This window comes from Stenotrophomonas sp. 115C5, from assembly GCF_056861055.1.
In genome coordinates, this window is record NZ_JBSPUQ010000005.1 from 81,887 (window position 1) to 101,383 (window position 19,497).

General features: G+C 67.4%; 18 protein-coding genes. 6 read left to right on the forward strand and 12 right to left on the reverse strand.

Translation table 11 applies throughout. The features are described 5' to 3' along the window. The first annotated feature begins 1 nt into the window (after position 1). Positions 2 to 634, forward strand: a complete 633-nt coding sequence (locus AC13FN_RS08605) for a CoA transferase subunit B (protein ID WP_049434965.1) — start codon at positions 2 to 4, stop codon at positions 632 to 634. Positions 635 to 672: 38 nt separating this feature from the next. Here the strand turns inward: AC13FN_RS08605 and AC13FN_RS08610 are convergent, their stop codons facing one another. Then, positions 673 to 2,727: a glycoside hydrolase family 99-like domain-containing protein gene (locus AC13FN_RS08610; RefSeq protein ID WP_478415641.1), complete on the reverse strand. Its 2,055-nt coding sequence runs from the start codon at positions 2,725 to 2,727 to the stop codon at positions 673 to 675. Positions 2,728 to 2,845: 118 nt separating this feature from the next. Here AC13FN_RS08610 and AC13FN_RS08615 point away from each other — a divergent pair, with 118 nt between their 5' ends. Continuing rightward, positions 2,846 to 3,433: an alpha-ketoglutarate-dependent dioxygenase AlkB family protein gene (locus AC13FN_RS08615; protein ID WP_482984640.1), complete on the forward strand. Its 588-nt coding sequence runs from the start codon at positions 2,846 to 2,848 to the stop codon at positions 3,431 to 3,433. Between the two features lie 4 nt (positions 3,434 to 3,437). Here the strand turns inward: AC13FN_RS08615 and AC13FN_RS08620 are convergent, their stop codons facing one another. From AC13FN_RS08620 to AC13FN_RS08635, 4 genes are read right to left on the reverse strand one after another with little or no spacing between them, the layout of a single operon-like run. Next, complete coding sequence (locus AC13FN_RS08620; protein ID WP_482984639.1) at positions 3,438 to 4,079, reverse strand: ABC-type transport auxiliary lipoprotein family protein; 642 nt, start codon at positions 4,077 to 4,079, stop codon at positions 3,438 to 3,440. Further along, entirely contained in the window at positions 4,076 to 5,002 is a 927-nt protein-coding gene (locus AC13FN_RS08625) for an MlaD family protein (RefSeq protein ID WP_005408000.1), read from the reverse strand. The genes AC13FN_RS08620 and AC13FN_RS08625 overlap by 4 nt, the downstream gene beginning before the upstream one ends. A gap of 3 nt (positions 5,003 to 5,005) precedes the next feature. After that, complete coding sequence (locus AC13FN_RS08630) at positions 5,006 to 5,833, reverse strand: ABC transporter ATP-binding protein (RefSeq protein ID WP_217015081.1); 828 nt, start codon at positions 5,831 to 5,833, stop codon at positions 5,006 to 5,008. Position 5,834: 1 nt separating this feature from the next. Beyond that, a complete protein-coding gene (locus AC13FN_RS08635) occupies positions 5,835 to 6,956 on the reverse strand; it encodes an ABC transporter permease (protein ID WP_049434970.1) in 1,122 nt (373 codons plus the stop codon). 92 nt (positions 6,957 to 7,048) lie between these two features. Here AC13FN_RS08635 and AC13FN_RS08640 point away from each other — a divergent pair, with 92 nt between their 5' ends. Then, positions 7,049 to 8,308 carry a threonine/serine exporter family protein gene (locus tag AC13FN_RS08640; protein WP_010480697.1) on the forward strand — a complete coding sequence of 420 codons (1,260 nt, stop codon included), beginning with the start codon at positions 7,049 to 7,051 and terminating at the stop codon, positions 8,306 to 8,308. A gap of 80 nt (positions 8,309 to 8,388) precedes the next feature. Here the strand turns inward: AC13FN_RS08640 and AC13FN_RS08645 are convergent, their stop codons facing one another. The 3 genes from AC13FN_RS08645 to AC13FN_RS08655 all read right to left on the reverse strand — a co-directional run bounded on the left by AC13FN_RS08645 (position 8,389) and on the right by AC13FN_RS08655 (position 11,638). Next, positions 8,389 to 8,772, reverse strand: a complete 384-nt coding sequence (locus tag AC13FN_RS08645; protein WP_005415203.1) for an H-NS histone family protein — start codon at positions 8,770 to 8,772, stop codon at positions 8,389 to 8,391. A gap of 222 nt (positions 8,773 to 8,994) precedes the next feature. Further along, entirely contained in the window at positions 8,995 to 10,698 is a 1,704-nt protein-coding gene (locus AC13FN_RS08650) for a proline--tRNA ligase (RefSeq protein ID WP_482984638.1), read from the reverse strand. A 565-nt stretch (positions 10,699 to 11,263) separates the two neighbouring features. Beyond that, positions 11,264 to 11,638 (reverse strand): DUF4124 domain-containing protein, encoded by a 375-nt coding sequence (locus AC13FN_RS08655; protein ID WP_029379706.1) that lies wholly within the window; start codon positions 11,636 to 11,638, stop codon positions 11,264 to 11,266. Between the two features lie 80 nt (positions 11,639 to 11,718). Between AC13FN_RS08655 and pssA the strand changes: the two genes are divergently transcribed. The 3 genes from pssA to rimI are packed head-to-tail and all read left to right on the forward strand — an operon-like array spanning position 11,719 to position 13,495. Next, on the forward strand, positions 11,719 to 12,495 hold the full coding sequence (gene pssA / locus AC13FN_RS08660) for a CDP-diacylglycerol--serine O-phosphatidyltransferase (RefSeq protein WP_005408007.1): 777 nt from the start codon (positions 11,719 to 11,721) through the stop codon (positions 12,493 to 12,495). Then, positions 12,492 to 13,001, forward strand: coding sequence for a hypothetical protein (locus AC13FN_RS08665; protein WP_043403295.1), 510 nt, complete (start codon positions 12,492 to 12,494; stop codon positions 12,999 to 13,001). Before pssA ends, AC13FN_RS08665 begins: the two co-directional genes overlap by 4 nt. Beyond that, complete coding sequence (rimI, locus tag AC13FN_RS08670; RefSeq protein ID WP_197645244.1) at positions 12,998 to 13,495, forward strand: ribosomal protein S18-alanine N-acetyltransferase; 498 nt, start codon at positions 12,998 to 13,000, stop codon at positions 13,493 to 13,495. Before AC13FN_RS08665 ends, rimI begins: the two co-directional genes overlap by 4 nt. Positions 13,496 to 13,599: 104 nt before the next feature. Here rimI and AC13FN_RS08675 read toward each other — a convergent pair whose 3' ends face one another. The 4 genes from AC13FN_RS08675 to AC13FN_RS08690 all read right to left on the reverse strand — a co-directional run bounded on the left by AC13FN_RS08675 (position 13,600) and on the right by AC13FN_RS08690 (position 19,443). Further along, positions 13,600 to 14,421: an EamA family transporter gene (locus AC13FN_RS08675; RefSeq protein WP_482984637.1), complete on the reverse strand. Its 822-nt coding sequence runs from the start codon at positions 14,419 to 14,421 to the stop codon at positions 13,600 to 13,602. Between the two features lie 134 nt (positions 14,422 to 14,555). Next, entirely contained in the window at positions 14,556 to 17,384 is a 2,829-nt protein-coding gene (locus AC13FN_RS08680; RefSeq protein ID WP_054170979.1) for a valine--tRNA ligase, read from the reverse strand. 72 nt (positions 17,385 to 17,456) lie between these two features. After that, complete coding sequence (locus AC13FN_RS08685) at positions 17,457 to 17,882, reverse strand: DNA polymerase III subunit chi (protein WP_010480719.1); 426 nt, start codon at positions 17,880 to 17,882, stop codon at positions 17,457 to 17,459. Positions 17,883 to 17,964: 82 nt separating this feature from the next. Continuing rightward, positions 17,965 to 19,443, reverse strand: a complete 1,479-nt coding sequence (locus AC13FN_RS08690; RefSeq protein ID WP_054170980.1) for a leucyl aminopeptidase — start codon at positions 19,441 to 19,443, stop codon at positions 17,965 to 17,967. Positions 19,444 to 19,497 lie beyond the last annotated feature (54 nt).

The window sequence follows — 19,497 nt, forward strand, 5'->3', positions numbered from 1 at the left end:
CATGGCGTGGACCCGCGATGAGATGGCGGCGCGTGCCGCCCGCGAACTGACCGATGGTGCGTACGTGAACCTGGGCATCGGCCTGCCGACCCTAGTCGCCAACCATATCCCCGAAGGGGTGGATGTGTGGCTGCAGTCGGAGAACGGCCTGCTCGGTATCGGTCCGTTCCCGACCGACGCCGAAGTGGACGCCGACCTGATCAATGCCGGCAAGCAGACCGTCACCGCGCGTGCCGGTGCCAGCTACTTCGGCAGCCACGACAGCTTCGCGATGATTCGTGGTGGTCACGTCAACCTGGCCATCCTCGGCGCCATGCAGGTCACCGACAAGGGCGACCTGGCCAACTGGATGGTGCCCGGCAAGATGGTCAAGGGCATGGGCGGCGCGATGGATCTGGTGGCCGGCGTGCAGCGCGTGGTGGTGCTGATGGAGCACACCGCCAAGAACGGCGAGCACAAGATCCTGACCGAATGCACGCTGCCGCTGACCGGCGTGGGTGTGGTCGACCGCATCATCACCGATCTGGCCGTGTTCGACGTCACCGACAAGGGCCTGTTGCTGGCGGAAGCGGCGCCGGGCGTCAGTGATGACGAGCTGAAGGAAAAGACCGGCGTGGCGTTCCAGCGCGGCTGAACGATGGGTGGAAGGGGCGCGCGGTGCCCCCTCCGCCCTCAACTGCGTCGGGCGTAAGCGTATTCGTTGCTGCCGGCCTCCGGGTCGGCCTCACCGAGGCACGCTGCGGCTGTCGTGACGCGCAGTCCGGCGTGTTCGCAGCAGGCGCCCAGCACACGTTCAATGGCATGGGCCAGCGTTCCATCGATCTGGCCCTGCTCGTCCTCGAACGCGCTGCGATGCAGATGCGCGTCCAGCAACGGGCGCAGGGCCTGCAGCCGCCACCAACCCATGCTGCCTGCACCAAAACGGCTGGCGTCCACCGGCGTTTCCAGTCCCAGCCGGGCCTGCAGCCGCGCCAATGCGGGACCATTGCCACCGACAAAATCGGCGACCGGCAGCAGGTGCCCTTCGGCCACCACCATGCCCAACCCTGGATCGGCCTGGAACGCGGCATGGATGCGCGCGGCACGTCCGCCCTGCACCAGCCGTTGCAGGAGTTCCTGGCGCCACTGGTCGCCATCGGCGCGATGCGTTGAACGCTTCGTGTGCAGCTTCAGTACTACATCGTGGCCGGTCTGCAGCAGCCCTTCGGCGACCTCCAGGAACGGAAGAATGTCACGCCCATGGTTGTCCACGGCGACGACCTCACCCTCGAGCCCATGCGCCACCAGGGCCTGCCGCACCGGCTCCGCCTGGTGTGCCGGGGTGGTCACCACGATTGTCCAGTCCAGTGCCGCTTCGCGCAGCGCGGACAGGACGTCCGGCAGCGTTTCCAGATACCAGGCATGGAGATGCACTGCCGGTTTCCGAAGCAGTGCCGGAGCAGGCACGAGTGCATCGCGGGTGGCTTGCAGCCAGGCATGACCCAGCCGTGCATCCGGTTCCAGCACGGCGCCCTCTGCCCATTCGTTCCAAGCGTTGATGAACACCATCCGCTGGCTCGCTGGCGCCGGGGCCAGGCGTTCATGGATCGTGGTACGCAGCCAGTCCCGGTAGCCGCGTGGGGATGCATGCAGGTAGACGCGGCCCCGGCCGGAGCGGCGCGCTTCGTTGTCCCAGCCCGGGTTCACGCCCGGGTAAAGCGGATAGTCCGGCAGCGGGCGGGCTGCGATTTCTGCAGCCAGTTCGCGCCAGTCGCGTACATCGCCATTGAAGGCCGGATTGAGCAGCCACTGCTGCGCCGACAACGAACGCGGGTTGCTCATGTTCGGCGGGAACTCTACTGCCGCATCGAACCCGATGTCGCGTGGATCCGGGCGCTCGAAGCCCTGCACGTACGCCAGGTGGATCTCGCCGACGCCATTGTCGCGGCACCAGCGGCGCCAACGTTCGGCGGTCGCCCGGGCGTCGGGCAGCAGGTGCGGGCGATAGACCAGCAGCATCGGCCGGCCCTCGACCTTCAAGGCACGGCGGTCGCGCAGGTAGGGCGCGACATGCGCGATGAAGGCCAGATCGTCCTCGGCGCTGTGCTGCTGGCCGATCAGGATGTCCTCGTCGCGGCCATCCCAGCGTCGTGCCCAGTTCTCGTTGGCCCAGCACAGGCAGAACGGCAGGTCGATGCTGTCGTCGGCCAGCCACTGGTGCAGCGGATCCTCCATCAGGGTGCGGCCGCTGAACCAGTAGTAATAGAAGCAGAACGCGCCGATGCCGTACTCAGCTGCGAGGCGCGCCTGGTCCCGCATCACCTGAGGGTTGCGCAGGTCGTAGAAGCCCAGGTCTGCCGGCAGGCGGGGCTGGATGTGGCCCTCGAACTGCGGCAGCGCGCGGGTTACGTTGCGCCATTCGGTAAAGCCCTTGCCCCACCAGGCGTCATTCTCGGGGAAGGTGTGGAACTGCGGCAGGTAGAACGCGACCAGCGTTGCCGGCAAAGGAGACGGCAAGGTCGCCTCACGCCATGGCACGTGGCCGATCGCCTGCTCGTCGGCACGCCAGCGCAGCTGGGCGCTGGCGCGCGTGCCCCCCTCGTCCTGCTGGCCCTTGGGTGGCGGCGGTACCCAGTCGCCGTGCCGCGCCAACAGCCGGGTGCGCAACCGGTCACGCTGCGCCTGTGGCAGCGGCAAGGCCCGGAACACGGCGCGCAGCAACGGAAACAGCGACTGGCGCACGCTCATGGGGCGGGGTCCCACGAAAGGCGGCAATCGGACGGCGTCGGCATGTGGGAAACGGTCATGGCGCCATTTTCGGTGCTGGCTGCCATGACGGCAAACACCGGCGTGCTAGCGTGTGGCCATGCTGTTCCCCCACGACCTGCCCGATGCCGACGTCCAGCACCTGCCGGGCTGGCTGGCCGCGGCCGATGCCGACCGGCTCCTGTCCGCCCTGCAGGCCGAAGTCCGCTGGGAGGTCCATCGCATCCGCATGTTCGGCAACTGGGTGGATTCGCCGCGGCTGAGTTGCTGGATCGGCGATCCGCAGGCGCGCTACCGCTATTCCGGGGCTGAATTCGTTCCGCACCCGTGGCCACCCGCGTTGCAGACCATGCGCGAGCGCCTGCAGGCGGAAGGCTTCGGCCGCTTCAACAGCGTGCTGCTGAACCGCTATCGCGGCGGCGGCGACTACATGGGCTGGCACAGCGATGACGAGCCGGAGCTGGGGCCGGCCCCGGTGATTGCTTCGCTGAGCCTGGGCGTGGCGCGCCGCTTCCTGCTGCGCCGGCGCGATGACCCGGCGCGGAAGGCCGAGTACCTGCTCGGCCATGGCGATCTGCTGGTGATGGCGGGGCAGACACAGCGGTTCTACCAGCACGCGCTGCCGAAGATGGCACGGGTGCAGGGTGAACGGATCAACCTGACGTTCCGCTGGATTACGCCACGCTGATCGGTCAGCGCGCGACGGTCGGCTGATCGGCCTGCCCGCTTGTCAGCGTCCAGCCCACCATCTCCTGTGCCAGCTGCTGCAGGCCACGTTCGAAGGCGGCGGTCACCGCCGGCACGTCGGTACTGCCGACCGGCTGCGCCTGACGGAAGGTACGGTCGGCGACCACGCGCTGGTCGGCCACATGGATCAGCTTGGCGTTGACCTCGATCACCACGGTCGGCGTGGCCTGTCCCTGGTAATCCGATTCGAAGCGGCGCACGTCGGTGGACAGCTTGTAGTCGGCGCGGATGCCGGCGGTGCTGCGGGCCACGCCGCGGATGCGGCCGGAGTCCTCGAAGCCGCGCAGCAGGGTGTCCTCGATCATGTCGGTGGCCGGCTGTGCCCAGCTGGCTCCCTTGTAGATCTCCAGCTGCGACGGCATCGGCCGCACATTGATACGCGGGCTGTCGACCATGCGCGCGGCGCTGGGCTTGGCCAGTACCAGCTGCCAGCTGGCCTGCGGCCACGCCGGGTCGGCCTTGACCTGCACCGAGGGCGAGTACAGCGTCACTGCGGTTTTCTCGCTGCTGCCAAGGATGGAGCAGCCGCCCAGCAGGGTGACCATCGAAGCGGCCAGCAGCAGGCGCGGAAGGGGGGGCGGGCTCATTTGGGTTCGAACTCCTTCGGTGCGTCGCGGCCCAGCAGGTAGCGCGCGGGGTTGTTCTCGAGGCGGTCGCTGACCCTGCGCAGATCGCGGATCAGGCCGCGCAGCTCGGTCAGCGTCGGGCCGAGCTGGCCGAGGCCATCGTTGGCGAAGCTGTTGATCGCGGCACGGTTCTCGCCAAGGATCGAGTCGGCGTTGCCGGCGGCCGAATCAAGCTTGGCCAGGGTGCCGTCGAGCTTGTCGATGATGCCCGGCAGCTGTTGCACCAGGTTCCTGTCCAGGCGCTCGATGGTGCCGTTGGTGGTCTTCAGCGTGGTGTCCAGGCTGCGGGCGGCATCGCGCGCGCTGAGCAGCAGCGCCTGTGTGCCCTGGTCACGGTCGGCCAGGCCGCCGCTGATCGTTTCCAGGTTGGCCAGCGTCGCGTTGATCGAGGCCACGTTGCGGTCGCTGAGGATCTGGTCCATGCGCTCGACGATGCGGTTGGCCACATCGGTGATGTTCTGCAGCGCCGACGGCGTGGTCGGAATGATCGGCGCCGGGTCCTTGTTGACCGTGGTCAGTGCCGGCGACTGCGGCGTACCACCGCTGAGCTGGATGATCGACGGGCCGGTCAGGCTGGTGATCGCCAGCTTGGCACGGGTATCGGTCTTGACCGGGGTGGTCGAGTTCAGGCGGATGCGTGCGACCACCTGGCGCGGGTCGTCCGGCACCAGGTTCAGTTCGATGATCGAACCCACCGCGATGCCGTTGTACTGCACCGGGCTGCCCACCGACAGGCCGGTTACTGCCTCGCGGAACACCACGCGGTATTCCTGCCAGGTACGGTCGGAGGAGTACTTGGCCGCCCACAGGCCGAAGGCCAGCAGGGCCAGGCCGGTGATCAGGGTGAACGCGCCGATCAGCACGTAGTTGGCTTTGGTTTCCATGGCTCAGGCACTCTCGATCTGTTCGCCGCGCGCGGCACGCGCACGCGGTCCGTGGAAGTATTCCTGGATCCACGGATGATCCAGTTTCTCGATGTCCGGCAGTGGCGCGTTGGCCACCACTTTTCGGTCGGCGATCACCGCCACCCGGTCGCAGATCGCGTACAGCGTGTCCAGGTCGTGGGTGATCAGGAACACGGTCAACCCCAGTGCTTCCTGCAGGGTCTTGATCAGGCGGTCGAAGGCGGCCGCGCCGATCGGGTCGAGCCCGGCGGTCGGTTCATCCAGGAACAGCAGTGGCGGGTCCAGTGCCAGCGCGCGGGCTAGGCCGGCGCGCTTGCGCATGCCGCCGGACAACTGGGAGGGCAGTTTGTTGATCGCATCGGCGGGCAGGCCGGCCAGCTTTACCTTCAGCAGCGCCAGTTCGTAATGCCAGCGCTCGGGCAGTTCGCGGTGGTGCTCCTTCAACGGCACCTGCACGTTCTCGCCTACGGTCAGCGACGAAAACAACGCACCGTCCTGAAACAGCACGCCGGTGTTGCGCTCGATGTGCAGGCGGCTTTCGGCATCGTCGGCGCGCGCGTCGCGGCCGAGCACCTCGATCTGCCCTTCGTCGGGCACGCGCAGGCCGAGGATCGAGCGCATCAGCACCGATTTGCCGGTGCCCGAACCGCCGACCACGCCGAGGATCTCGCCGCGGCGCACGTCCAGGTCCAGGTCTTCATGCACGGTCTGGCTGCCGAAGCGGTTGACCAGCCCGCGCACGCGGATGGCCAGGTCGTGGCCGTCGTCGTCCTGCATGGGAATGTCGTCGGGCATCGGATGCGTGCTCATGTCACCAGTCCATGTGCATGAACCACAACGCCGCGAAGGCGTCGATGATGATCACCAGCGAGATGGTCTGCACCACGCTGGAGGTGGTGCGTTCGCCCACCGACTGCGCCGTGCCTTCCACCTTCAGGCCTTCCAGGCAGCCGATCAGGCCGATCACCAGCGCGAACACCGGCGCCTTCGACAGGCCGACCAGCATGTGCCGCACTTCCATCGTCTCGTGCATGCGCGCGATGTACATCTGCGGCGGGATGTCGAGGTCGAACGCACCGACGGTGATGCCGCCGGCCAGGCCGGCGATCATTGCAATGAAGGTCAGCAGCGGCAGGGTGACCAGCAGCGCCAGCAGCCGTGGCAGCACCAGCAGGTCGATCGGATCCAGGCCCAGGGTGCGCATCGCATCGATTTCCTCTCGCGCTTTCATCGCACCGATCTGTGCGGTGAAGGCGCTGGCGGTGCGGCCGGCCAGCACGATCGCGGTCAGCAGTACCGCGAACTCACGCAGGAAGGCGATGTTGACCAGTTCGACCACGTAGATCTCGGCGCCGAAGTCGCGCAGGATGGTCGAGCCGAGGAAGGCGATCACCGCGCCAACCAGATAGGACAGCAGCGCTACCAGCGGTACCGCGTCCAGCCCGACCTGCTCCATCTGGTGCACGGTGGCGGTCATCCGGAAGCGGCGGGGTTCCTTGACCAGGCGCGCCGCCTTGGCCAGGTTCTCGCCGAGGAAGCTGCACAGCGCCTTGATGTTGTGGCCGGTGGCATGGACGCTGACACCCAGCCGTTCCAGTGCCGCCAGCACACCGAAATCGCGCTTGGGCTTGGGCCGGTCGTCGGCCACTTCCTCGATGGTGCACACCAGCGCCTGGTGATCCGGGCGGAACTTCAGTGCGTCCTCGCCGAGGTCGGCGCGATGGGCCACGCGCAGCACCTGCAGCACGCCGGCCGAATCCATCTTCTCGATGGCGGTGGCATCGATGCCGGTCAGCGTGTCGGGAACGCCGCGCAGGACTTCGGCCGCGGCCAGCGCGGTCTTCAAGGTCCAGGTGCCGGACAGGTGGATCACGCCCGGGTCATGGGCATCCTGTTCGAGCTGGGGGGCGTGGTTCGGGGTCACTTGGGCCATTCGGGTCGCAGCATAACCGTTCTGTATTGGGCTTCGCGTCGAACTCGGATGAATTTCTCCGGTAGGGCCCAGCCTAGGTAATACTACGGCGCATGTCCGCAGACGCTCACACGATCCCCACGCCCCAGGCCAGCTACGCGCAGCGCGTGGCCTTCGTTTCCGAGATCGCCGGACGCCTGCACAGCTATGGCACAACGGCCCAGCGCCTGGAAACGGCGGTGGTGGCACTGGCCCGCCAGCTCGATCTGGATTGTGAACCGTGGTCGAATCCCACCGGTATCATCCTCAGCTTCAGCGACCCGGCGCAGGCGATCGGCTCCAGTGACATCACCCGCGTGATCCGCCTGGCGCCCGGCGAGAACGACCTGCACAAGCTCAGCGTCGCCGACCATATCGCCGAGGAAGTGGCCAATGGGCGGATGAGCATTGCCCAGGGCCACACCGCATTGCGCCAGCTGGACAAGGATCCGGGCCGGCGCGGCAAGCTGCGCACCATCCTTTCGTTCACCCTCGGCGCGGCCGGCGTGGCCGGCATGTGGAAGCTGCCGTGGCTGGACATCGCCACCGCCGGTGTCATCGGCCTGATGATCGGCCTGCTCGGCATGGTCACCGACCGTCGCCCGGCAACCCGCGAAGCCGCCGAGGCACTGGCCGCGCTGCTGGCCGGCCTGGTCGCCACCCTGGTCGCGTCCTTCATCGGCGCGCTCAACCTCAACACAGTGATCATCGCCTCGCTGGTGGTGCTGCTGCCGGGCATGTCGCTGACCAATGCGGTCAATGAACTGGCCAGCCAGCACTGGGTGTCGGGGACCGCGCGCTTCGCCGGTGCGCTGACCACCATCATGAAACTCAGTGTCGGCGCGATGATCGCGGTGACCCTGGCCGACGTGCTCGGCCTCGACCCGGTGATCCGCGCGGCGCGGCCGCAGGGGCCTTGGGTGGAGTGGGGCTCGCTGCTGACCGCGGCGTTCGCCTTCGCGATGCTGTTCAAGGCCAACCGCCGCGATTACCCGTGGGTGATCGCCGCCTCGGTGGCCGGATATGCGATCTCCAAGTTCGGTGGCCACGCCTGGGGCGCGCCGGCCGGCATCTTCCTGTCGGCGATGCTGCTGACCGCCGGTGGCAATCTGTTCGGCCGCCTGGTGGGCCGCCCGGGTGCGATCATCCGCCTGCCTGGCATCATCATGATGGTGCCAGGCAGCACCAGCCTGCGCGGCGTGCTGACCCTGGTCCAGCAGCAGGACGTGGGTGCCGGCCAGAGCGTGTTCCTCACCGTGCTCAACGTGGTGATGGCCCTGGTCGCCGGCCTGCTGTTCGGCAACCTGCTGATGCCCGCTCGCAAAACCCTGTAGGTGTGGACCGTTGGTCCACACACCGAAGAATGAAAAACGCCGGCTTTCGCCGGCGTTTTTCATTGCATCCCGATCCGGCCTCAGGCCTTCTTGATCAGGAAATCTTCCGGCTTCTTGTTGCCCTTGGCGGTCAGCTCGGCCATCCAGCGCGGCTGCTTGCCACGGCCGGTCCAGGTTTCCTTGGGGTTGGCCGGGTTGCGGTACTTCGGGGCAACCTTGCCCAGCTTGCGGCCAGCGGTCTTCGACGGTGCCTTGGCGACCTTGGCCACCTTGCGCGCGCGCGGGGCCGGGGCGTCGCCGAACAGTTCCTCGATGGTGTAACCCTCGGTCTTGGCCAGCTTGGTCAGCTGTGCCCGGACCTTGGTGATCGGCCGGCGCTTGGCGACGATGGTCTGCTGTTTCTTGGCGGTACGGATCAGGGCGCCCAGCTCGCGTGCCGACAGGCCGGTCAGGTCAATGCTCATTTACGGTTACTCCGGAAACTAATAAGTGGACGGGACGAGCCAGTCCATGGCGTCGCGGGACAGAATAAAGATGAATTAATCCCAGCACAAATGCAGACGGGTCATGGCCTGGCAGCATCCCGGCTGCATTGCGTCGATTTTGACCGGATTATGTCCGCTGCAATATTGCTCAAATGGGCGTCAGGTAAAAAAAGACCGGGGCATGCCCCGGTCTTTTCCTGATCAACCCTGCAGGCGCTGCAGCAGGGTGGCCTTGTCCAGGCTTTCCGCTTCGCTGGCGCGGCGCGAGCGGTACTCGTAGGTACCGGAGGCCAGGCCCCGTTCGCTGACCACCACGCGGTGCGGGATGCCGATCAGTTCCATGTCGGCGAACATCGCGCCCGGGCGCAGGCCACGGTCGTCGAGTGCCGCGTCCAGGCCCGCATCGCGCAGCTCCTGCAGCAGGTTGGCCGCGGCGTCGGCCACGGCGGCGTCGCCCTTCGGGTTGATCACGCACACCACCACCTGCCACGGCGCCATCGCGTCCGGCCAGATGATGCCGGCATCGTCATGGTTCTGTTCGATCGCGGCAGCCACAACGCGCGAGATACCGATGCCATAGCAGCCCATCGCCATCACCGCCGCCTTGCCGTTCTCGTCCAGCACCGTGGCATCCAGCGCTTCGGCGTACTTGCGGCCCAGCTGGAACACGTGGCCGACTTCGATGCCACGGGCGATCTTCAGTTCGCCACCGTCCAGCGCGCGGTCACCGGCACGCACGTTGCGGATGTCGGCCACTTCCGGTTCCGGCAGGTCGCGGCCCCAGTTGACGCCGGCCAGATGGAAACCGGCTTCGTTGGCGCCGACGACGAAGTCGGACATCGCCGCCACTTCGCGATCAGCCACCACGCGGATGGCCTTGGCCGGAGCGACCGGGCCGAGGAAGCCCGGCACGCTGCCCAGGTACTCGGCGATTTCCGCCTCGCTGGCAAAGCGCTGTTCGTCCAGGCCGGCAACCTTGGCCAGCTTGATCTCGTTGACCTCATGGTCGCCGCGCACCAGCACCAGCACGAACTGCTGTGCCTTGCCTTCGCCAGCGATCAGCGCCACCGACTTCACCGTGCGCTGCAGGTCGATGCCGAGCAGTGCCGCGACATCCTCGCAGGTCTTCTGGGTAGGGGTGTCGACCTTGCGCATGGCTTCGCTGGCGGCCGCGCGCGGTGCCGGATCGGCGGCGATCGCCGCTTCCATGTTGGCCGCGTAGTCCGAACCGGTGGAGAACACCAGCGCGTCTTCGCCGGAATCGGCGATCACGTGGAATTCCTGCGACGCATCACCGCCGATCGCACCGGAGTCGGCCTGCACCATGCGGAAGTCCAGGCCGAGGCGGGTGAAGATGCGGCTATAGGCCGACTTCATGTTCTCGTATTCGCGCACCAGGCACTCATCGTGCAGGTGGAACGAATAGGCATCCTTCATCAGGAACTCGCGCGAACGCATCACGCCGAAACGCGGGCGGATCTCGTCGCGGAACTTGGTCTGCACCTGGTAGAAGTTCACCGGCAGCTGCTTGTAGCTGGACAGCTCAGCGCGAGCGAAGTCGCAGGCGGCTTCTTCGGCGGTCGGGCTGTAGCAGAACACCTGGTCCTTGCGGTCCTTGATCTTCAGCAGCTGCGGGCCGAACTTCTGCCAGCGGCCGGTCTGCTCCCATAGTTCCTTCGGCTGGATGGTCGGGATCTGGAATTCCACGGCCCCGGCACGGTCCATTTCCTCGCGCACGATGCGCTCGACCTTGCGCAGCACGCGCAGGCCCAGCGGCGACCAGGTGTACAGGCCCGATGCCAGCTTGCGGATCATGCCCGCGCGCAGCATCAGCCGATGGCTGGTGAGCTCGGCGTCGCTGGGGGTTTCCTTGGTGGTGTGCAGGTGGAACTGGGAGAGGCGCATCGTCGGCTTCGGATAACGGCAGAGACGCCTATTCTGCCAGCCCGGCCGGGGGGAGGGGTATCGGCAGGGCTGCGCCCTGCACCCGCCTCAAGCAACGTCAACAGCAACAGCAACAGCGGGCTATACGTGGGATGGCGGGGTGGGTCCGGTTGCGGGAGACGCCGTAAATACGTCCCTGTAGGCTCGGTCGCGCCATCCATGGCGCTCACGCCCCCGCAACCGGACCCACCCCGCCTTCGACAGTTTTCCGCGATCTGTCGGAAAGCCATTGGGGTCAGATCCGTTTTCCGCAGGAAAACGGATCTGACCCCGGATTCAATTCGATATCTGACAGATTTCATCCACGCATGGCGTGGATCTACTGGCCACCGGCCAACTGTCGAAGGCGGGGCACTGTGGGTTTGCGGGGTGTGAGCCGCATGGATGCGGCGACCAAGCCCCCAGGGATGGGTTTACGGCGTCCCCGCAAACCCACAGTGCCCCGCCATCCCTCAGGAAGCCGCTTTGGCGTTTGACGTTGCCGTTGCTTGAAGCAGGTGCAGGGCTGCAAGCCCTGCCGATACCCTCACTCTGCCGGGCAGTAAGCCTTGATGGCGGCCTCCGCCAACCCCTTCTGCGCGCTGCGCTGTTCCGGAGCCAACGGGGTATCGGCCTTGCCATCGCCATCGGTGTCCTGCATCACCTGGCCGCCACCGTCCAGCAGGGCCAGGTTGGCCCGGGCTGTGCTGCACTGCTCGGGCACCGGTGCGGCCGGGGTCTCGGCGCTGGCCGCAGCCTGTGGGCTGCGCGCCTGCGCCCGGGTCTCGAATTTCCTGCCCGCCGGAGGGGTCTCCGAATACTGGGTCACGCCATTGGCGTCCTTCCATTTATAGACCGGGCCAGCCACGACGTTGGCACTGGCCAACAGCAGCAGGCATCCAAGGCAGGACAGGGCACGCATGGCAAACTCCACGGAATGGGCGTAGAACGCCGATTGCAGCATTGGCGCCGAGCACTGGCAAGTCGATTAAACTGGATTCCATGGACCCGATCACACCGCCGCCGCGTTCGCGCACGATTTACCTGCTGCCCAACCTGTTCACCACCGCCGGCCTGTTTGCCGGCTTCTACGCGATCATCGCCGCGGCCAACGGGGACTTCGTCAACGCCAGCATCGCCGTGTTCGTGGCAGCGGTGATGGATGGCCTGGATGGGCGCGTGGCGCGCCTGACCGGTACCAGCAGCGAATTCGGCGTGCAGTACGACTCGCTGGCCGACCTGGTCAGCTTCGGCATGGCCCCGGCACTGGTGATGTACCACTGGTCGCTGTCGTGGCTGAAGTTCGATGACCCGCTGCTCGGCCGCGTCGGCTGGGCCGTGGCCTTCCTGTATGCCGCCTGCGCGGCGCTGCGCCTGGCCCGCTTCAATACCCAGGTGGCAGTGGTCGACAAGCGCTGGTTCGTCGGCCTGGCCAGCCCGGCCGCGGCTGGCTTGATGATGTCCTTCGTCTGGGCCTTTGCCGATGGCAACCTGGGCTGGGACGGCAACCAGCTGCGCTACGTGGCGCTGGCGGTGACGATCGTTGCGGCGCTGCTGATGGTCAGCCGCATCCGCTTCTGGAGCTTCAAGGGCGGCGGCGCCAAGGGTACCCGTTCCGACCGCGTGCCGTTCCTGGTGCTGGCGCTGGTACCGGTGGCCATCGCCATCGCGGTCATCGATCTGCCGCGCGTGCTGTTCGCGGTGGGCATCCTGTACGCCTTGTCCGGCCCGGTGATGTGGGCCGTGCAGCGCCTGCGCAAGAAGCCCGAGGCCGCGTGAGTCAGGACCTGCCCGTGCTGTGGTCACCGGCCCAGCAGGCCTGGCTGCAGGCCATGGGCTACACCGTTTATCACGACGGCCAGCTGGCCGCCGAGCTGGATGCCGCGCTGCAGCTGAGCGTGGCCGAAGCCGAGGCGGCTGCCGCGCCAGCGGTGGAGCAGGCGCGGGCACCCACCGCACCCGCGCGCGAGCCTCTGGCTGCGGCCACACCGGTTTCCCGCCAGGAGCGCCCGGCACCGCCGCGTCGCGAGACCCCGGTCAGCGCACCGGACACCGCGCCCGCCGCTGCCCGCCCGCTGCCCGGCGGCAATGCCCGGCAGCCGGTGGTGCGGCTGCCGGATCGCCTGCAGATCGCCTTGCTGCGCGCGTCCGGCTGCAACCCCAACGATCCGGCCACGCAGGCGCTGATGGACAGCTGGCCGCTGGACCAGCTGCGCCAGGACCCGGCCGCCAAGCGCGCGCTGTGGCCGCAGCTGCGCGCCCTGCGCAAGCGGGGCACGCCATGAGTGCGGTCAGCCAGCCCGGTGCGGTCAGCCTGCGTGCGCTGCGCGAGAGCGACCTCAACGCGGTGATGGCGATTGAAGTACGCGGCTATCCGTTTCCCTGGACCCGCGGCATCTTCGTTGACTGCCTGCGTGCGGGTTATCCAGGCCTGGCCATGGAGCGCGATGGCCAGTTGATCGGCTATGGCGTGCTCAGCATCGCGGCCGACGAGGCCCATGTGCTGAACGTCTGCATCGACCCGCTGACGCAGTCGCGTGGGCTCGGACGCCAGCTGTTGCGCGCGCTGGTACAGCTGGCCGGCGACCGGGGTGCGCAGCGGGTGTTCCTGGAAGTGCGTCCGTCCAACACGCCGGCGCTGGCGCTGTACCACAGCGAAGGCTTCAACGAGATCGGCCGCCGCCCGCGTTACTACCCGGCCGCACAGGGCCGCGAGGACGCGGTAGTGATGGCGATCGAACTGGTCGACGGCGACCTGCAGGCGATGCCGCCGCTGTAACCGGGAAGGGTTGCCGGCCAGCGGCCGGCACTACCGACGGATCTCCGCTGCGATCGACACATCACCTGCCGTGGTAGGTGCCAACCTTGGTTGGCACGCATTGCTCACGCCAACCGCAGTGCCAATACACCGCCTACGATGAGCGCCGCCGCCAGCCAGCGCGCACGCGGAATGCGCTCGCGCAGCAGGAACACCGAGATCAGCAGCGCGAACAGGATCGAAGACTCACGCAGCGCGGAGACCATCGCCACCGGCGCCTGGGTCATCGCCCACAACGCCATCGCATAGGACGCCGTGGTGCCGACGCCGCCGGCCAGACCGAGAGGCCAATGCTGCCGCGCATAGTCCAGCACCGCGCCGCGCCGGGTGTACAGCGCCCACAATGGCAGGGGAATGCCCGACAGCAGGAACAGCCACAGCGTGTAACTGAGTGCGCTGCCGGACTGGCGCGCACCCTGCGCATCGACCAGGGTGTAGGTGGCGATCATCGCCGCGGTCAGCAGTGGCAAGCGCAGTTGGCCGCCACGCGCACCCAGTGCCATGCACAGGATGCCGGTGCTCACTAGCACCACGCCCAGCCACGCAGCCGGTGGCAGCTGCTCACCCAGCAGGGTGCCCGCCAGCGCGACCAGGATCGGCGCGCTGCCGCGCATCAGCGGGTAGGCCAGGCTCATGTCGACCTGCTGGTAACAGCGTGCGACCAGCCCGTAATAGGTCACCTGCAGCAGCACCGAAGCGGCCAGCCACGGCCAGCTGTGCGCGCCGGGGAAGGGCAGGAAGGGCAGGGCGGCGGCGGACAGCAGCGCGGCGCTGCCGGTGACCAGCACGGTACCGAGGAATTTGTCTGGTCCGCGCTTGACGATCGCATTCCAGCTGGCGTGCAGGGCCGCAGCCGCGAGGACCAGCAGGAAAATGGAAAGAGGCATCGGGCGATGATGCCATGTCGGGAAAATGGAAACGCCAGGCATTGCCCGGCGTTTCCGATTCCGCATCGGTAGATGCCAACCTCTCCCGCCGTGGTAGGTGCCAACCTTGGCTGGCACGCACCAGAGCGCGGCGCTTACAGCTTCGCGCGCTGCTCGCGCAGGCCGGCCAGTTGGGTATTCCAGTCGGCCAGTCGCACGCGTTCCTGCTCCACCACCGCCGGTGGCACCTTGTCGGTGAACCTGGCCAGCTTGGTCTCGCTCTTTTCCTTTTCGGCTTCGACGCGGGCGATTTCCTTGTCCAGGCGCACGCGCTCGGCATCGAGATCGACCAGGCCTTCCAGCGGCACCAGCAGCTTCAGCTCGCCCACGATCGCAGCGGCAGCCGGCGGTGCGCTTTCGCCTTCGGCCAGCCACTGGATGCTGTCCAGCTTGAGCAGGAACGACAGTGATGCGCTGAAGCGTTCGATGCGCACGCGGTCCTGCTCCAGGCCGGCCTGCAGGCGCAGCGGCACCTGCTTGGACGGGGCGACGTTCAGTTCGCTGCGCACGCGACGCACCGCACTGATCACGGCCTTCAGCCATTCCACGTCGGCCTCGGCCTGGGCGAAATCACCGGTGAATTCGGCGGCGGTCGGGTACGGGCGCAGCGACAGCGTGGTTTCGGCCAGGCCCAGGCGCGGGGCCAGCTGCTGCCACAGCTGTTCGGTGATGAACGGGGTGAGCGGGTGCAGCAGGCGCAGCAGCGCTTCCAGCACGTACAGCAGGGTGTGGCGGGTGCTCTCAGCATCAGCCGCGTCGGCACCGTTCAGGGCCGGCTTGCTCAGTTCCAGGAACCAGTCGCAGAACTCATTCCAGGCGAACTCGTACAGGCACTGCGCCAGCAGGTCGAAGCGGTAGTTGGCGTAGTGGCCCTGCGCCTCGGTGGACACTGCGGCCAGGCGCGCCAGGATCCAGCGCTCGGCATCGGTACGCGGCTTGGGCACGCCGGTGAACGCCGCGCCTTCAGTGTTCATCAGCGCGAAGCGGCTGGCGTTCCACAGCTTGTTGCAGAAGTTCTTGTAGCCCTCGGCGCGGTTCATGTCGAACTTGATGTCGCGGCCGTGGGTGGCCAGCGCGGCGATGGTGAAGCGCAGCGCATCGGCACCGTGGGCAGCAATGCCGTCCGGGAATTCCTTGCGGGTGGCCTTTTCGATCTTCTCCACCATCTTCGGCTGCATCAGTCCGCCGGTGCGCTTGGCGACCAGGTCGTCGATGGTGATGCCGTCGATGATGTCCAGCGGGTCGAGCACGTTGCCCTTGCTCTTGGACATCTTCTGGCCCTGGCCGTCGCGGATCAGGCCGGTGAAGTAGACGTCCTTGAACGGGATCTTCCCGACCAGGTTGTCGGTGGCCATGATCATGCGCGCCACCCAGAAGAAGATGATGTCGAAGCCGGTGATCAGCACCGACGACGGCAGGTAGCGGTCGAAGCCGCGCTCGGCCATCGCCTGCTCGTTCGGCCAGCCCAGGGTGGAGAAGGGCCACAGCTGCGAGGAGAACCAGGTCTCCAGCACGTCGCTTTCCTGGTTCAGCACCACATCGCTGCCGAGGTTGTTCTTCGCGCGCACTTCGTCTTCGCTGCGACCGACGTAGCAGTTGCCGGTGGCGGCGTCGAACCACGCCGGAATGCGGTGGCCCCACCACAGCTGGCGGCTGATGCACCAGTCCTGGATGTTGTTCATCCAGTGGCGGTAGGTGTTGATCCAGTTCGGTGGCACGAAGGCGATGGTTCCGTCTTCGACCAGTTCCAGGCCGCGCTTGGCCAGGTCGTCCATCTTCACGAACCACTGGTCGGTCAGGTACGGCTCGATCACCTGGCCGGTACGGTCGCCGCGCGGCACCTGCAGCTTGTGCGCCTTGGTCTCGACCAGGATGCCCAGGTCTTCCAGCTCGGCCAGCACGGCCTTGCGTGCTGCGTAGCGGTCCAGGCCCTGGAAGCGTTCTGGCGCATTCTCGTTCAGCGCTGCCACCGGGGTGAACAGGTTGATCATCGGCAGGCTGTGGCGCACGCCCACTTCGTAGTCGTTGAAGTCATGCGCCGGGGTGACCTTGACCACGCCGGTGCCGAACGCACGGTCCACGTAGTCGTCGGCGATCACCGGCACGCGGCGGCCGGTCAGCGGCAGCACCACGTTCTTGCCGATCAGGTGCGCATAGCGCTCATCTTCCGGGTGCACCATCACCGCGGTATCGCCCAGCAGGGTTTCCGGGCGGGTGGTGGCGACGACCAGGTAATCGCGGGTTTCGCGCAGGGTTTCCACGCCGTCGGCATCGCGCTCGACGTGTTCGTAGCTCAGGCCTTCATCCAGGGTGTAGGCGATCGACCACAGGAAGCCGTCCTCCTCGGCGCTCTCCACTTCCAGGTCGGAAATGGCGGTCTTCAGCACCGGGTCCCAGTTGACCAGGCGCTGGCCGCGGTAGATCAGGCCCTGTTCGTACCAGCGCACGAAGGCTTCGTTGACCGCCGCCGACGGCTGCGGGTCCATGGTGAAGGTGCTGCGCGACCAGTCGGCGGAGGTGCCGAGGCGGCGCATCTGGCGCTCGATGGTGTCGCCGGACTGCTGCTTCCACTCCCAGACCTTGCCGATGAAGCCCTCGCGGCCCAGCGAATCGCGGGTCTCGCCCTTGCCTTCCAGCGCCAGGTTGCGGCTGACCACCATTTCGGTGGCGATGCCGGCATGGTCGGTACCGACCTGCCACAGCGTGTCGTAGCCGCGCATGCGGTGGTAGCGCACCAGCGCGTCCATCAGGGTCTGCTGGAACGCGTGGCCCATGTGCAGGGTGCCGGTTACGTTCGGCGGCGGCAGCAGGATGGTGTACGGCTCGCCCGTGCCGGACGGCTTGAAGTGGCCGGCCTTCTCCCAGGCCTCGTAGAGGTCGGTCTCGAAGGACTTCGGGTCGTAGCTGGAGGCGAGTTGGGTCATGCGGGGGAACCAGGAGGTAATCGTTGAAGGATCAGGGCGCGGCGGCGGCCCATCAAGGGGGCCGGGGCGCGCTTACATGTCGTGCTTGTTCAGGTCGTAACCGGCGGCCTTGTACTGGCGCCAGCGTTCGCGCAGCGGTTCGCGCGCTTCCGGGTCGGCCGGAACCACTTCCAGCACGCGCTCGCACTCGCCCAGCCAGGGTTCATCACGCAGGTTGATCACCAGCGGACGCGCCGGTGCCCCGGTGCCGGGTACGGCGATCAGCACCAGCGCTTCTTCCTCGTCCATGTCCTCGCCGGCGATCTGGTGCGGGATGTAAGCGTCGTTGTCGAACGCCCACAGCAGTTCGTCCAGCTCCTCGGCCTGGGCCTGGTCGCGGGCCAGCACCAGGGTGAACAGCCCGGCGTCGTTGGCCTTGCGCGCCAGCTCGCAGACCAGGCGCAACGGCTCGGTCAGGAAGCGGGGCTTGGCGATCAGGTAGAAGTCGGCGCGGGGCATGGCAGGGTCCGGGTCAGGCAGGGTTCCGGCGGTGCCGGGCGAGGCCCCGGCCGGCGGGCGCCGGCCAGGGTCGGGTACGGCATCAGGCGCGGGCGGCCTGGTCCAGCAGCCACTGGCTCAGCAGGCCGACCGGGCGGCCGGTGGCCATGCCACGCTTGCCTTCATCGCTGGCAACGCCGGCGATGTCCAGGTGGGCCCAGCGCTGGCCTTCGGCGAAGCGCGACAGGAAGCAGCCAGCGGTGATCGCGCCGGCCCAGCGGCCGCCGATGTTGTAGACGTCGGCGAAGCTCGAATCCAGCATCGGCTGGTACTCGTCCCACAGCGGCAGGCGCCAGGCGCGGTCGAACACGTGCTCGCCGGCGGCCAGCAGCTCGTTGGCCAGGTCGTCGTGCTTGCTCATCAGGCCCGCGGTCTGGTGGCCGAGGGCGACCATGCAGGCACCGGTCAGGGTGGCCACGTCGACCAGCGCGGCCGGCTCGAAGCGTTGCGCGTAGGTCAGCGCGTCGCACAGGATCAGGCGGCCTTCGGCGTCGGTGTTGCCGACTTCGATGGTCTTGCCCGACATCGAGGTGATCACGTCGGACGGGCGGTAGGCGTTGCCGTCGATGGCGTTTTCCACGGCCGGCACCACCACCACCAGGTTCAGCGGCAGCTTGGCCTTGACCGCAGCGACGAAGGTGCCGATGACGTTGGCGCCACCGCACATGTCGTACTTCATCTCTTCGATGCCGCCCTGGGTCTTCAGGTTGACGCCACCGGTGTCGAAGGTGATGCCCTTGCCGACCAGCACGTACGGCTTGGCGTCGCCGGCACCGGTCCACTTCAGCACGACCAGACGCGGGCGGTTGGCCGAACCGCGGGCCACGGCCAGCAGCGAGCCCATGCCCAACGCTTCCATCTGGTGCTCGTCGAGGATCTCGGCCTCGGCACCGTCATGCTCGCCGGCGAACTTCACACCCACCTCGGCCAGGTAGGCCGGGGTGCAGTAGTTCGGCGGCAGGTTGCCCAGTTCGCGGGCGAACTCGACACCGGCGGCGATGGCCTGGCCCTGGGCCAGAGCCTGCGCGTCGTCACCGGCGATGGCCAGCTGGGCCAGACCGGCGTCGTCGGCCTTCTTCTTGCCCAGGGTGGCGGTGTAGCGGTAGGCGGCGTGATCGGCGGCGATTACCGCCTGGCGGATCGCCCAGGCCGCGTCGCGGTCCTTGATGGCCACTTCGGACAGGGTGAACAGTGCGCTGCGGGCAGCACCGGCCTTCAGCGCGCGCACGGCGTCGCCGACGGCCTTCAGATACTGCGGCACGCCGAAACGGGCGACTTCGCCCAGGCCGACCACCAGCACGCGCGGGGCGGTCACGCCCGGCAGGTCATGCAGCAGGGTGGTGGCGCCGGTCTTGCCGGACAGGTCGCCGCGCTGGGCCAGGGCGGCCAGGCGGCCACCGCTGGCGGCGTCCAGGGCCTGTGCGGCCGGGGTCAGGGTATGGTCGGCATACGCGCCGACCACTAGGCAATCAACGGTGGCGGCGGCCGGAGCAACGTGGTTCAGGGTGAATTCGAGGGCCATTGAGCAGATTCCATTGGCGAGTCCGTACAATCGCAGGCCGTTTACGCCCAGACA